The organism is Paenibacillus intestini (genome assembly GCF_030803945.1).
Lineage (GTDB): Bacteria > Bacillota > Bacilli > Paenibacillales > Paenibacillaceae > Paenibacillus > Paenibacillus polysaccharolyticus.
In genome coordinates, this window is the sequence record NZ_JAURUN010000010.1 from 1 (window position 1) to 14,562 (window position 14,562).

Consider the following 14,562-nt stretch of genomic DNA (forward strand, 5'->3'; position numbering starts at 1 on the left):
TTGAAAAGAGCGATAAGCTCATTTTGAATCTGACGAGATTAAAAATCTCATTTGTGTTCCAGTTTTCATACAGCCAGATGGCATGTACCAAAAACTTTCACATCATTCTGCAAGCAGAATGTTTACTCACTCGTTGTTCAGTTTTCAAAGATCAAACACGATTGTTTTACTTACTTCCTCGTCCTCACCAAGTTTCGGCGGCGACTTGAATAATGTAACACATTTCGTTTGTTTTCGTCAAGAACTTTTTTTGAATTTCTTTTCTAACACTTTATGTTCTTCACTTTTCCTCAACTGAATTTGTCATTTTATGATGATTCACTCATTTGGGGAACGAAATATAATGTACCATAATCTCCAGATCAGAGTCAACACCTAAACATATAAATTATTAAACAAACAAAAAAGGAAGGTTCCCCCTCCTTTATAAACCATTTCACATTATCTCATTGATAGAATCAATCAAATCTCGATCCAATAGCGAATTTCCCGGCCTTCCCCTTCTAGTGAGGGCCATCCAGCTGATTCTTTAACTATAGAACGAAACACAAGTTTTCGAAGTACCAACGGCAGGTCCTTGCGAACAAATCTTAATTGAGGATGATGAACCAGTTCATTAATACTCCATGGCTCTTTTCGGCTTCTAATCACACGGAGCAGAAGTTCAGAGCATTCTCCCATTTTCGACATGACAGAAAACTCACAAGCGAGCAATACAAGCTCCACGCGCTGTTCCAAAGTCTCAGAACTTACTGTTAGCTCCTGATACAGCTTCCATAATGCACGATCTAATTGCTGCACATGAGTCCAGACGGCATGATCAGGGTAGATCCCCTGTTCAATAAGCACAATCCTTGCCCAACTTCCCAGTGCCTCCAATGCATTGTAATAGGCATCCACAACATGCCCCTGCTGGATATGACGCTTCGCCTCAACGTACATCCTTAGAAAACTGGTGAACTCGTGAAACAGTTTTTGCTCACGCAACTCGTTCCCGAACGAAGATAACTCTTCTCTCAAATCGCTAATCTGGTTGCCCGTTTCCCAGATAATCTCCCCATCAATCAGGCATTGCATGAGATTATCATGTTCTCCCGTAACCGCAGTAATCTGTAAATCAGACTGGCTGACATAGATCAACTGATAACGAAGATCTCCGTATCTGTAATGTTCGACCGTTGACATCGATTGATCTGTGTTATGCACGATCAGTACCATCAAGTCAAAATCCTGGATCAGGGAGCCGTGGAATCGCTCTCCCGGGTGGGAATAAGCGATAGCCCCAACTGCCCCTGTCTCTTCCGACTGCTCGGACAAAAAAGCAAGGTTCTTTAATTCCACGATTCCCTCCATACAATTTATACAATTCATGGCAGTTTAGCGCCAAGTCAGTTATAATGTAATTCGACATGATATACAATGTTTCCTTCTTTTTCAGGTCCGATACTACTCATACGATAGGAGCATTTTTTATGATTTTTAAATCAGCAAAAATTAATGCTTTTCGCACTTGGGGATTGCTGTTAACCATGCTAGGAATGGGCCTAATGATACTCGGCACAGCCGGAATTGTATTCTGGGGACATGCCGGAAAGGTCATCGCAGCGGTCGGCCTTGTAATCGGGCTTGTTGCCATGCTGGGCAGTTTGATCATTTATTTTTGGGCAGGCATGCTCTCAACCAGTGCTGTGCAGGTCGATTGTCCAGAATGCGGCAAGTTAACGAAGATGCTGGGTAAAACAGATCGTTGCATGTTCTGTCATACGATTCTAACGATGGACCCGAACAAAGCCAATACGATGAGTCCACCTGTGGAACCAGCTACTCCACCAGCCGCGCCTTCCAAGTAACTCACAGGCGCCAAAATCCCATTAATGCATTTTGTCCATAAACCTTCACCGTACACTCTTAAACTTTGTACTCAACCTACAAGGTGGCTACACGGTATCCAGCGCGGTTTGTAGCGCATAGTTGCAGGTGTATCTGTTGTTAACACGTTCTGAAACAGTAGTCGTCCCAACAAAAAGACCCGGTATCTTTACCGGGTCTTTTTGGATATGGAAAATGATGAGAATAATAAGTTCGATTTATTCTAATTTATTTAGAATAACCAGCCTCTTTGAGTGTTTCCCATGCCGATGTATTAGCAAAGCTTCTATTCCATGCAGCTACTCCGCCCAGTTTCAACGAAGAAATAAGATCTACCCTTGCTTGTAAGGATACTGCATCTTCGATCCAGATTTTTTTGACAGCGCCATCTTCCTTATACTCTACATAGTTTTGTCCGCTTGCTTGATCCAGAACAGGCTTGAGTTTCTTCTCTTTAATTAACTCCTGCACGGAATTCATACCTACCGCTTTGGAGGAAACTTTGATCTCTCCCTGCTCATTCGCTTTTTCAGTCCAAATCCGTGTATATAAAGGAACGGCCATAATCAGCTTGTCTGAAGGCACTTCATCTTCTTCCAGTATGCGGCGCATCGAGGACTCGGTCCATGGCAGTGAGGCAACAGAACCTGCTTTTGGACTGGCTGCCCAGTGCTCGTCATACGCCATCACGACAATATAATCGGCAAAAGCTCCTAATCCACGACGATCCAAAAACGCAGACCACATTTCACTATTTGATTTTGGCGTAACATCCACTGATAACATCAGGCCGTGAATACGAGCCATCGCCTTCATTTCACGTACAAACTGGGTAACATTCGCTCCATCTTTGGTATATACATTTTCAAAGTCGATATTAATACCATCCAGCCGGAACGTTTTAGCATAGTCCAGCATTTGTTCAATGATGTGTGTACGTTTGGCGTAGGTAGACAGTGCCTCCTTCGTGATGTCTGGATCGAAACTGTTATCCATCAATCCCCATACTTCCATCCCTGAACGCTTCGCCCAGTTCACATAGGCTTGGTCTCCTTTGCTTTTCACTGAGCCATTGCCATCCGTAATATGGAACCATGTCGGGCTCACTACGTTTACCCCAGGCATCTTGCCAATAGAGCTTACGTCAGGCTGACGATTGTAGACAGCCTCCCATACCAGATTCACCGGTTTGTTTTTCCACTTTTTCTCCGCCGCAGTAGGTGTAAACTTCGGTATGTCCAGCGTCTTTTTCTCACCTAGAACAAGATGATCATTATCTACATAACCGGCATAACCGTTATCCATCTGCACAAAGCTCTGATCTGTTCCAGTCTGCCACACCCGCACTCTTACATTCTGCTTCATATCCGTGAGAATGGGTGACGACTCTTCTCCGCTCTTATACAGAGGAACGGTCTGATCTTCTTTGGATGACAACGTATCAATCGTTGCATATTGGATCATATCTCCACCGCGCATCAAAATAACGGCTCCTGTTGTCGGATCTTCCTGAACGGTCAGCCCGTACACCTCCTTCAACGGTTGAAGGGGAATATACGCCTCATTAGACTTTACCTCCGGCTTTACTTTCAGCGGATAATTTTGATGATTCAGTTCAGCCTGGGTACTGCCCTCTTTCATATGCAACACTCTCTGCGGAGAAGCGATGATGATATCCCCCGAGTCAGGTTCGTATCGTATTCCCGGATCTATTGTTTCTTGCAACACTTTCACGGGCAGTTTAAGCTGACCACCTGTGCCGGAAGCATCCTCATCCATAAGCTGTCCATCTACAAAAATAGGCTGATTTCTCCCGAGCCAATCCGGGTCCTCATAGACCTTATTCAACCATACGCTGGTAATAAGCCAATAGGCACCACCTGCCACCAAACATGCACCAAGTAACCCTGGCCAAAATGAACGTCGTTTATGACGTGTATATTTGCTTTTTCTACCCAAACGACTACCTCCGTTAATTCCATAGATGATGGTAAACATCCCAAAAATCATGGATATATTCACATGGATGTTTTTCTCAGAACTCTGTATAAATAAAAAACGTGAAGAATCCATACTGAATTCCACACGTTAATATTGTAAATCATCTCTATTGATGCCTGCAACTTTTGCACACACCATATACTTCCAATCGGTGACCATGTACCTCAAATCCCGTGCTTGACTCAGCCTGAAGCTCCACACTCTTTAACGATGGATAACTGAAGTCTTCAATCTTGCCACACTGGTCACATATCACATGATAATGATCCGTTACATTGGCATCAAAACGGCTTGAATTATCTCCGTAAGTCAGTTCCCGAACCATACCGGCTTCCAGAAACATTTTCAAATTGTTATATACGGTCGCCACGCTCATACTAGGGAATTGGGGTTCAAGTGCCTTGTAAATCTCATCGGCTGTCGGATGCCCCATCGATTCCATCAAATAGTTTAATATGGCATGACGCTGGGGTGTAATACGGACACCGGTCGTTTTGAGCTGCTCCAACGCATGTTGGACACGTGTTGCCATAAAGCCCACCGCCTTACCTTTCATTCTCTGTTTGAAAAAATGAATCTTCGCTGTCATACAGAGTATAATTTCCCGGCTGTACACAACGACAAACGCTCTTTGACGTCATGTAACCTTGCCAGTGTACATTTATTGTACGGCGATTGCAAGTTTATTGTCAACGCGGCGATGCAGGAACTTCGGTCGTATCCTCTTGGGAATTCTGACCTTCACCTGTCGTCTGCTGTCCTTCCCCATTTGTTTCCACAGACTCTTGCAATATGGATTCCGGTGTAGAAACTGCCGGATTACGTTCTACCGTCAGATCACTATTTCCTTCAATTTTGATTCTGTATTCTCCCTCACCCAGTTGTCCTTCAATCGTTTTGTTTTTGACGTTGAACGGCATATCCGTCTTCAAATCACCGTAACTGCTGGAGCCCGACAGACTATAATCACCACGTTCAGGGATCACAACGTTAATGGCTCCCACTGCACTATATACATCCCAATCTCCACCGACTTTAGCGGAAACAATGTTAATACTGCCATTCAGAGACTGAGCTTTCACGCCCAGATTAGCACCATCCAGTGTAATATTGCCATTCCGGGTTTCAGCTGAAAACTCGCCAAAAGAGTCTGTAATGCTGACATTTCCCACTTGCGTGGTTAAATCTACATCTCCCGAAACACCACGTGCTTTCATATCGCCACGGTTGCTATCCATGTCCACGTTGCCTATAGCGTTCGCTACGATTACGTCCCCGTTGAGCGTTTTCCCCGAGATATCGCCAACCGCATTCGTAATCCGAATTCGTCCATTGCCTGTCTCGGCAAGAATGGTCTTGATGGCTTCAGGACGGTTTAACAAAATGGCACCATTCGATGTGCGGATATCCAGATTGAAACGGCGGTCGTCTGGAATGGTGATCGTCATATTCATGCGTGGTTGCGTTTTTTCATTTTCACCATACGCCTTACCTGTCGCTTTAATATGAATGACCTTATCCCCTTCCGCTTCTACAAAAGAAGCCGCGGCTACTGCCTTGGCCTGGACTTCAGATGCTTGGTCGACCCAGACAACGGTATTCACTTTAATCTCATCCGTATCTCCCCGCTGGATTGTTATATCTCCGTTCACACCTTCGACCACGATATCCGAAGTATCCATACGGACAGGAACTCCGATCGTGACCTTATCTTCCTTATAACCTGCAGCCTGACTGTAGTCCATTGAGGCAGCTCCCAGATTAAGACTGACGCGGTTCCACAGATGCATGTAGTGATCTTGTTCTGTCACAATAAATACAGAAGCGGTTAGAATCAAAGAGGCCAGAATGCCTTTGGCATCCGGTCTAAAACGTGCTTTTGGGCGCTCATCGGGCGTGGACAAACGATCTAAATCTCGTTTACTTCTCATGCGTGTCCACAGGAACAATACAATCCATTCCACACCCAGAGCCACAAGCAAAAATGGCCACCAATCCACGAATTCGTAGAGGTAGTCTGTGCCCCACTGTTTATCCATTATGAACAGTACACCAACAGTAGCTATTAGAGCAGCAGCCGTAAAACGTCCTACCCTGATTTTGCGGTTCATTCTTTTCCCTCCTTCCGTCCACATCCGTACCCTATGATTTCTTCTTACGTAACATAACCCAAAATTCCCGGCCGAATAGTAATAAGCCACCTACGATCAACAGAATAGCAAAAGAATATCCGCCATACATGGCAATCAGATCTTGAAACCAGCGTGGTTTACGGAAGAATAGCACCATCAGTGAACCTCCCACAATTAACAGAAGGCCAAACGAAATGCCACGTTCCCACACCATCATTCGATCCCGCTCAGATCGTTCGCCAACTAGCCGCTTGTCCATATTGCCTTGCGTTACAGCCCGTCGCCTGCGCAGCATAACCCAATCAGCTGATTGCAATACGTCATATACGTTGTAGAAATAAATCACCGGAATACAAAGAGCCAGCAAGATCAGTAGAGGTACATTGATCTGTATGCCGATGGACGAGAAGTATAACAGAGCGGACAAATCAAGCAAAACAAGCAAAATAAAAGTCAATCCGCGCATGTACAGACGTAAATAAATATGTCCCAAGCCCGGAACAATGGCACTTAAAAGCCCCGCAATAAACTTATGTGTTTTATTCCGCACCTTCTTGGGTTTCCTAGTCTTTCCTCTTCTTGCGCGATCTGTATGGCCCTTCCCCTTCTTCATAACATGCTCCTTTCTCCAAAAAATGACCGTTACCTCTCATCATGCATTTGGTTAGATAGTACCCTAAAGCGCCTGAAGAGTAACTGGAATTAAAATGGATATTAAGAAAAACCCTCTGCGATGCCAGCGCTCAGAGGGTTAAGAATTCCTTTATTCAATCGACACTTTGGTCATGTGTTCCCACTGTCTTAACTTGGAGACAATCTGTATTGTCTTAAAGTCATGCGGCACTTGCACATGCAGTACAATTTCTATTTTCCGCTCAACGGATACAACTTCTGCAAAAGCCAAATCTGGTTCATTCACGGTAATCTTACGAACTCTGATCTTTTCCTGTTCCATAAAAGACGAGACCTTCTCTAATGTCCCTGGTTCGGACAAGGTATGAAGGGTAATGACATGCAGCTTATTGCCGCGCAAATACCTCAGCTCTAATTTGTTAAAAACCCAAAGATTTAAGAGTACCAGCACGGTGGAAACGATGGAGGCAAAAAAGAAGCCAGCCCCTGAGGCAAGACCTATCGCGGCAACCACCCATATCGACGCTGCGGTTGTGAGTCCCGTTATGGACTTACCTGTGAAAAGAATTGTACCTGCTCCTAAGAAACCGACACCGGTGATTACTGCTGTAGCCAGACGCGCAGGATCAATCCGCACGTTTAATTCATGTGCAAAATCTTTAAAACCATAAATAGACAGCATCATAATCAGCGCCGATCCAAGACAAACCAAAATATGAGTTCGTAGTCCAGCAGCATGATTGGAACGCTCACGTTCCAGCCCGACGAGTCCACCAAGCAGCATTGCCAGCAATAAACGAAGCAAAATATGCCATTCATCAATAAACCAAGGATTGCTCAACGTTCTAGTTCCTCCTCTAAGTTGTTCACATGCTTAAAGCTTATTCTTATGAAATGTCGTTAATTCCACTCCAGGTGCGATCTCTGCAGCATCGACAGGTTTAAATCCAAACTTCATATATAGATTCACCGCTGCTATATTCAGCGTTCCTGTGCATACGATATAACGTGGCAGATCGGGATGTTGTTCGAAGACATGCTTCATTAATGAAGCGGCGATCCCTTTGCGAAAGTGGTTGGGATGTACCATCATACGTGTGATGGTTAGTGTGTCCCGTTCTTCCTCCATCACAGCCACTGCGCCAAGCAACTCTCCATCCTGCTTATCAACACATCCGTAAAATGTTTCCCCGCAGTTCTGTAATGTTTCCACCGTATCAAGCAAAGGTGGAATGTCTTGAAATCCGATAATCTTTGCTTCCAATCGGTAAGCCATATGTTGCAACCTCCACAATTGGGCCAACATATCTTCATCGCGTAGTGACAATGTTTGAATACTCATGGTTAAGCACAGCTCCTCCGTATCAGACTTCATAAACCGTTAAAACCTAAATAACACGGTGCGTCAGAATTCTTTATACCAAAAAAGAGGCTGTCACAGGGACGAGCCTCTTTCTGTCCGACCTCACTGGAAGGATTAGCGGTTCAATACATCTGCGAGCAGTTGATTAGCAAGGGCCGGATTCGCCTTGCCTTTACTTTCTTTCATGACCTGACCTACAAGGAAACCGATGGCCTTTTGTTTGCCAGCCTTGTAATCCTCGACAGATTGCGGATTGTTCGCAACGACCTGCTCAACAATGGCGAGGATCGCTCCTTCGTCACTGATTTGTACAAGTCCTTTTTCTTCAACGATCTGTTGTGGAAGCTTGCCGCTTTCCAGCATTTCCTTAAATACCGTTTTAGCGATTTTGCTGTTGATGGTGCCTTTCTCCAACAATCCGATCATCTCACCGAGTCCTTGCCCCGTCAGCGGAACTTGCGTTACTTCAAGGTTATTGGTGTTAAGATAACCAAGCAGGTCACCCATAATCCAGTTGGAAACGGATTTGGCATCCTGGGTATATTTCAGACTGTCTTCAAACAGGTCTGCAATCGCTTTGGAAGAGGTGATAACCTCGGCATCATAACTAGGCAGACTGTAATCCGCAGTGTACCGGGCTTTACGCTGATCCGGCAGTTCAGGAATGGAAGCTCTGATGCGTTCCTTCCATTCGGCATCAATATGCAGTTTTACCAGATCCGGGTCTGGGAAGTAACGATAGTCATGCGCTTGCTCTTTGCCACGCATCGACAAGGTTTTGCCCTGAGCTTCATCCCAGCGGCGTGTCTCTTGAACAACTTCTCCGCCGTCATCGAGAATCTCGGCTTGACGATATTGTTCATATTCCAGACCGCGCTGTACACCACGGAAGGAGTTCATATTTTTTAGCTCCGCCCGAGTGCCCAGTTTCTCCTGACCATGTGGACGCAAGCTGATGTTGGCATCACAACGAAGTGACCCCTCTTCCATCTTCACATCAGAAACATCACAGTACTGCATGATCGCACGAAGTTTTTCCAAATACGCACGCGCTTCTTCGGGAGAAGAAATCTCGGGTTCGGATACAATCTCGACCAAAGGAGTTCCGACACGGTTAAAGTCCACAAGTGAGGCATAACCACCATCTACGTGTGTGAGCTTTCCTGCATCCTCTTCCAGATGCAGACGCGTGATACCGATCCGTTTCGTTTCTCCGTTGACTTCGATATCAATCCAGCCATTCTCACCAATCGGCCGATCAAATTGTGATATCTGATACGCTTTAGGTGAATCCGGGTAGAAGTAGTTTTTACGGTCAAACTTGCTGACATCGGCGATTGTGCAGTTGAGAGCCATTGCGGCTTTCATCGCATAGTCAACGGCCTGACGGTTCAGCACAGGCAATACGCCCGGGTGTCCGAGACAGACCGGACAGGTGTGTGTATTAGGCGGAGCTCCAAAAGCAGTAGAGCAGCCACAGAAAATTTTGGAGTTGGTATGCAACTCCACGTGGACTTCGAGTCCAACGACCGTTTCATATTTAGATGCGGACATTTCTAATTACCTCCGTTCCGGGCAGTCTACAGCTGCGGACGCTGCTTGTGGAATGCTGTATTTTGTTCATACGCATGCGCTACGCGCAGTACGGTTGTTTCATCAAAAGCTTTACCGATAATCTGCAAACCAACAGGCAGTCCGTCTGCGAATCCGCAAGGAATGCTGACCGCTGGAACACCCGCCAGACTGACTGGAATCGTCAGAATGTCGTTCAGGTACATCGTAAGCGGATTGTCTACCTGAGACCCCATCTTAAATGCCGTTGTAGGTGCAGTAGGTCCGATAATCACGTCATACTTGGCAAAAACATCATCGAAGTCCTGTTTGATCAATGTACGTACTTTCTGAGCTTTCAAATAATACGCATCATAGTAACCGGAGCTAAGTGCATAGGTTCCGAGCATAATACGCCGTTTTACTTCCGGACCAAAGCCCTGACTTCTAGACTGGTGGTACAGATCCAGCAAATTCTCCGGATTGTCCGCACGCACACCGTAACGTACACCGTCAAAACGAGCCAAGTTGGAAGAAGCTTCAGAAGAAGCAAGCAGGTAATAGGTAGCTACTGCATATTCGGTATGCGGCAGAGACACTTCTTCCCATGTCGCTCCAAGGCCTTCCAGCACATTCAGTGCGGCAAGAACTTTCTCTTTTACTTGCGGGTCAACGCCTTCACCGATGTACTCCTTCGGTACGGCAATACGCAATCCCTTGACATCACCTGTCAGTCCGCTCAAATAATCCGGGATATCCACCTTGGCAGATGTCGAATCTTTGGCATCATAACCGGCAATGGCTTGCAATACATAAGCAGAATCTTCTACATTTTTGGTCAAAGGACCGATTTGGTCGAGGGATGACGCAAAGGCCACCAAGCCAAAACGGGAAACCAGTCCATAAGTAGGCTTTAAACCGACAATTCCGCAATAGGAAGCAGGCTGACGAATAGAACCGCCCGTGTCTGATCCAAGTGTGAAGTACGCTTCTCCCGCAGCAACCGCTGCAGCAGAACCACCTGAGGAACCACCCGGAACACGATCAAGTGCCCATGGATTATGCACAGGTGAGAAGCTGGAGTTCTCGTTGGAACCACCCATGGCAAATTCGTCCATATTCAGTTTGCCCAAGGTTACGGTATCCGCTGCTTTGAGCTTCTCGACAACCGTTGCATCATACACCGGGTCGAAATTGCGAAGGAACTGACTTCCGCAAGTCGTACGCAGTCCGTTCGTCACGATATTATCTTTGATACCCACGGGCAAGCCAAACAGCAAACCTTTCTCTTCACCACTGACAAGTCGGTCATCCAGTTGACGAGCGCGTGCGCGTGCGTTCTCCTCGTCCAGTGTCAAATAAGCCTTCACTTTGTCGTCATGCGCGCCGATATTCTGATACGCCTGATCGACCAGATCACTGACCGATAGTTCTTTGGCGTGCAGTTTGTTATGTAACTCAGGCAACGATTGTTCAAATAAACTCACAGTGCTTGTCCTCCTTCCAATTATCCGTTATTCCATCACAGCAGGCACTTTAAACTGCCCATCTTCTTCATCTGGTGCGTTGTGCATCACCTGTTCTATGGACAGGCTTTCCTTGGTTTCATCCTCACGCATCACGTTGCTGACATGCAAAACGTGAGTTGTTGGCTCAATATTGTCCGTGTCCAGCTCGTTCAGCTTCTCTGCATATTTTAAGATCGCGTTCAGTTGACCTGTCAGCGTCTGTTCTTCTTCAGCAGTTAGATTGAGCCGAGCCAACTTGGCCACATGCTGAACGTCATTGTTCGAAATACTCATTACCGGATGCCTCCTTCAATCGTTCTTTGCCTGAGACAAACCTGCAAACGAAGCGTTCGTTTAACGGGCTAAAGTCCCAAGATAACTTTTCTCATTATAGGTGAGTTAGTTCGACAATTCAATGCAAATGCAAAAAAGGAGCCGGCATTAGCCGACTCCTGAAATACTAGTCCTTAAATCCATGCACGCAGATTAACCTGCTTTATAAAATCCGCCTGAGACATTACATCAATCGCGGTTTCTTCTTCCTCTTCCACAGCTTGAGGCTCCCCGTTCATCAGTTGATGAAACAGCTTCTCATTATGTGTCGCAAGGGCGTAATCTATCAACGCTTCTCGCTCGACCCGCTCAGCTTCCTGCTTCAGCAGAACCTCTTCCAGATCGATGTCGCCGGATGGAACAAAAAAGTTCCGATTAACCAACGGCACTCGAAGCACGTAATCGAACGCATTGTCCGGATTCCGGTCATAAGCGATGATGTATCCATATTCCCCCACAGGAAGATTCTGCTCAAACGCATCCGCGACGATGACAACTTTCTCTCCTAATCGTAGCATCGCCTAACCTCCTGGTAGTCTATCATTCATATTTATTTGTATAGTCTACTAGAAAAGAATAACGATGTCTAGGAATACTAGATTTAAACAACATATTTGTGCAAAATCTTTTGGAGTTTTCCTCATGACAACCCCGATCGTTCCCATATCATCTGTTATGTTCACTTCTTGCTGTGTCGTTTCATGTCTGTACGAATGACAACTAACCAGTAAATTAACAGTGGACCTGGAACACTAGTAATGCCCCACAATCCCCATAACCAAGGAAAACGACCTCGTTTACGTGCGTCCAGAAAAATCCAGGTTCCTTGAAACAACAACAGAAACGCAAGGAATACAAGCAAAACCGGAGGAATCTCTGCTAACGAATAATGCAATCTATTCATGATGCATCGTCTCCTTCCGGTGCCGGACCAACCATAATGCAGCTGCTATAACTGCAATGACTGTGCCCAGAACTTGTATACCCAAATACACGGCAGGAGAAGAAACAAACAACAACGTCGCCAGTGTAATTACCATCAACGCGACAAGCCAGAAACAGATGATCTCAACCAGATTAGCTCTGCGCTTGATACGTCTTTGTTCCCTTACACGGGATTCGAGTGTTGCCAAGGATGGAATATCAGCAGGTTCACAGACATCATCCAGTGCTTTCATAGACTGTTGTAATCGCTGCACGATTTCCTGGTCCTGTGACTCATTCGATCTGCTCATGTTATTCCAACTCCTTTCTTAATTGACGGAGACCATAAGCTGTCCGAGACTTTGCCGTTCCGGCAGGTATGCCCAGCATATCGCCGATCTCATCGTAACTATAACCATAATAATGTTTCAGCAGCACAGTAACACGATGCTCAGGGGTTAGCCTCGTCATCGCGTCCATCACATCTGTCCATTCCTCGTTTCGACTTTCGAGTTGCCAGCGAAAACGACGGATAGCCTGATGGCGAATCAGGTCAAGCCAGCTCTGCTCCCTCTTTTTTCGCCTGATTCTGTCAATGTAGATACGGGTTCCGATGGTGATCATCCATGATGAAAACGCTGATGTACCATCATAACGCCGAATATTTTCCATACAGCGAATCATGGTGTCCTGCACAATCTCTTCAGCCAGATTAGGATCCATCGTAACTTTCACAAGATATTTATAAACAAACGAGTAATGTCGCTGTAGTAGTGATGCAAATGCACTGTCATCGCCCTCTGCCGCTCTGCGCACTTCCTCCAATTCAGCCGTTCTCATCATGATGATCACCCGCTTTCTGTTCAATCTAAAGGTAATACGATAGACTCCGTTCAAACGTTCAACGCTAAATGAAATGTTTTTTTGGGAAGGACTTTATCGTTTCGATTTTGGAGTAATATGAATACGACAATTTCCCGGGCAATCAGACTCCATTTCGGTAATCTTGCAGTTTGTCGAACCATCGCTGATCACGGGCTCCGTTCTGCAACACACGACTGGTCCATATATTTTGCTGAAAGTTGAGGTCTGGTTTAGTGCGATCTAATTTAGAATACCCCTGCTCAGAGCTGCCTTGCTTTGCTTTTCTTAAAATGGAATGATCTGAGTCAGTATAAGGATGACCTACACTCCAATGGGAATGTTTATTTCTATGAATTGGACTCAAACTGCTATTAGGTATGTATGCTTTCTGATGAACTGCTTCCTTAATAACGGAATTCATGACGGAATGTAATTCAAGTCGTCGATCATCAAGACATGTGTATTCTGGCTGTTGCGGCTGAAACATGTTTATTTTCTCCACATCGTTCTCCCTCACTCTCGCTTATGAATATTTATTCCTTATATTCTTCTAAATCCAGCTAAAAAAAGCTGAAAACAAAAAAAGAACGCAAACCGGGTATAGACCACAGTCTGCGTGCTTCGCAAGTTAGGGTATTTCTATTCAATGCTTTAGTTAAGTGATGCCTTAACGCTTGTAATAACTAATTGCTATTCTAATGAAAAAGCTAACACTTGTCCAGACTTAATTCATATATTCTGTCGAATTATCTGGCAGGAACGTAAGGATTATTCTGTTTCTCATATCCTATCGTTGTTTTGGGGCCATGTCCCGGATATACCTTAACCTCATCCGGGAAACGATACAACTTATTCTGAATGGAGTCCACCAGATCGCGTTCACGTCCACCTGTGAGGTCCGTTCTGCCTACGCCCATGCGGAACAACACATCTCCAGCAAACAGATCATTTTCGCAAAGGAGACTGACACTACCTGGAGAATGTCCTGGCGTATGGTATACCTGAAACGTGTGACCAATCAATTGCAGCTTTTGACCTTCATCCAAGGCAAACTCTGCCGGATTCGCCGTGATCGGTGGTGTGACTTGCGGCCAATTCAACGACCCGTTCAACTTGGCCGTAGTCAGCCAGTCACTTTCCAGATCATGCAAGTAGACGGGACAGCTCTTCAGCTTACGAATCTCCTCCACACCGCCGATATGATCGAAATGAGCATGGGTCAGAAGAATCGCTTCAATCTCCAGATCCTGAATAGCCTTGAGTAGCGGTCCAGGATTCATGCCTGGGTCAACTATAACAGCTTTACCCGGGTCCTCGCCCTGTAACAGGTAGGCATTGGTTTGCAACGGACCGAGCGTAAATGTACGAATGTTAAGCATATGAA

16 protein-coding genes are annotated in these 14,562 nt (G+C 45.6%); 1 reads left to right on the forward strand and 15 read right to left on the reverse strand.

The window, feature by feature from the left end; all coding sequences use genetic code 11:
* Positions 1-462: 462 nt before the first annotated feature.
* The gene (locus J2T16_RS22340; protein WP_499019301.1) at positions 463-1,341 is read right to left on the reverse strand and encodes a nucleotidyltransferase-like protein; all 879 of its coding nucleotides are present in this window, start codon (positions 1,339-1,341) and stop codon (positions 463-465) included.
* Between the two features lie 131 nt (positions 1,342-1,472).
* Here J2T16_RS22340 and J2T16_RS22345 point away from each other — a divergent pair, with 131 nt between their 5' ends.
* Positions 1,473-1,850 carry a DUF2614 family zinc ribbon-containing protein gene (locus tag J2T16_RS22345; RefSeq protein WP_499019302.1) on the forward strand — a complete coding sequence of 126 codons (378 nt, stop codon included), beginning with the start codon at positions 1,473-1,475 and terminating at the stop codon, positions 1,848-1,850.
* A gap of 247 nt (positions 1,851-2,097) precedes the next feature.
* Here the strand turns inward: J2T16_RS22345 and J2T16_RS22350 are convergent, their stop codons facing one another.
* The 14 genes from J2T16_RS22350 to J2T16_RS22415 all read right to left on the reverse strand — a co-directional run bounded on the left by J2T16_RS22350 (position 2,098) and on the right by J2T16_RS22415 (position 14,557).
* On the reverse strand, positions 2,098-3,828 hold the full coding sequence (locus J2T16_RS22350; RefSeq protein WP_499019303.1) for a glycosyl hydrolase family 18 protein: 1,731 nt from the start codon (positions 3,826-3,828) through the stop codon (positions 2,098-2,100).
* 148 nt (positions 3,829-3,976) lie between these two features.
* On the reverse strand, positions 3,977-4,402 hold the full coding sequence (perR, locus tag J2T16_RS22355; RefSeq protein ID WP_090924521.1) for a peroxide-responsive transcriptional repressor PerR: 426 nt from the start codon (positions 4,400-4,402) through the stop codon (positions 3,977-3,979).
* A gap of 157 nt (positions 4,403-4,559) precedes the next feature.
* Positions 4,560-5,981, reverse strand: a complete 1,422-nt coding sequence (locus tag J2T16_RS22360; protein WP_499019304.1) for a DUF4097 family beta strand repeat-containing protein — start codon at positions 5,979-5,981, stop codon at positions 4,560-4,562.
* A 31-nt stretch (positions 5,982-6,012) separates the two neighbouring features.
* A complete protein-coding gene (locus J2T16_RS22365) occupies positions 6,013-6,615 on the reverse strand; it encodes a hypothetical protein (RefSeq protein WP_499019306.1) in 603 nt (200 codons plus the stop codon).
* Positions 6,616-6,765: 150 nt separating this feature from the next.
* Complete coding sequence (locus J2T16_RS22370) at positions 6,766-7,476, reverse strand: MgtC/SapB family protein (protein ID WP_090924508.1); 711 nt, start codon at positions 7,474-7,476, stop codon at positions 6,766-6,768.
* Between the two features lie 33 nt (positions 7,477-7,509).
* Entirely contained in the window at positions 7,510-7,977 is a 468-nt protein-coding gene (locus J2T16_RS22375; protein ID WP_336121883.1) for a GNAT family N-acetyltransferase, read from the reverse strand.
* Between the two features lie 135 nt (positions 7,978-8,112).
* Entirely contained in the window at positions 8,113-9,552 is a 1,440-nt protein-coding gene (gene gatB / locus J2T16_RS22380; protein WP_499019307.1) for an Asp-tRNA(Asn)/Glu-tRNA(Gln) amidotransferase subunit GatB, read from the reverse strand.
* Positions 9,553-9,578: 26 nt separating this feature from the next.
* On the reverse strand, positions 9,579-11,036 hold the full coding sequence (gene gatA, locus J2T16_RS22385) for an Asp-tRNA(Asn)/Glu-tRNA(Gln) amidotransferase subunit GatA (protein ID WP_154985137.1): 1,458 nt from the start codon (positions 11,034-11,036) through the stop codon (positions 9,579-9,581).
* A 27-nt stretch (positions 11,037-11,063) separates the two neighbouring features.
* Positions 11,064-11,351: an Asp-tRNA(Asn)/Glu-tRNA(Gln) amidotransferase subunit GatC gene (gatC, locus tag J2T16_RS22390; protein WP_090924504.1), complete on the reverse strand. Its 288-nt coding sequence runs from the start codon at positions 11,349-11,351 to the stop codon at positions 11,064-11,066.
* Positions 11,352-11,524: 173 nt separating this feature from the next.
* Positions 11,525-11,908: an ATPase gene (locus J2T16_RS22395; RefSeq protein ID WP_090924503.1), complete on the reverse strand. Its 384-nt coding sequence runs from the start codon at positions 11,906-11,908 to the stop codon at positions 11,525-11,527.
* A gap of 161 nt (positions 11,909-12,069) precedes the next feature.
* Positions 12,070-12,294 (reverse strand): hypothetical protein, encoded by a 225-nt coding sequence (locus J2T16_RS22400; RefSeq protein ID WP_499019308.1) that lies wholly within the window; start codon positions 12,292-12,294, stop codon positions 12,070-12,072.
* A complete protein-coding gene (locus J2T16_RS22405; RefSeq protein ID WP_090924501.1) occupies positions 12,287-12,625 on the reverse strand; it encodes a YxlC family protein in 339 nt (112 codons plus the stop codon). Before J2T16_RS22405 ends, J2T16_RS22400 begins: the two co-directional genes overlap by 8 nt.
* A 1-nt stretch (position 12,626) precedes the next feature.
* A complete protein-coding gene (sigY, locus tag J2T16_RS22410; RefSeq protein ID WP_499019309.1) occupies positions 12,627-13,181 on the reverse strand; it encodes an RNA polymerase sigma factor SigY in 555 nt (184 codons plus the stop codon).
* A gap of 743 nt (positions 13,182-13,924) precedes the next feature.
* Positions 13,925-14,557 (reverse strand): MBL fold metallo-hydrolase, encoded by a 633-nt coding sequence (locus J2T16_RS22415; protein ID WP_221788316.1) that lies wholly within the window; start codon positions 14,555-14,557, stop codon positions 13,925-13,927.
* Positions 14,558-14,562: the final 5 nt, after the last annotated feature.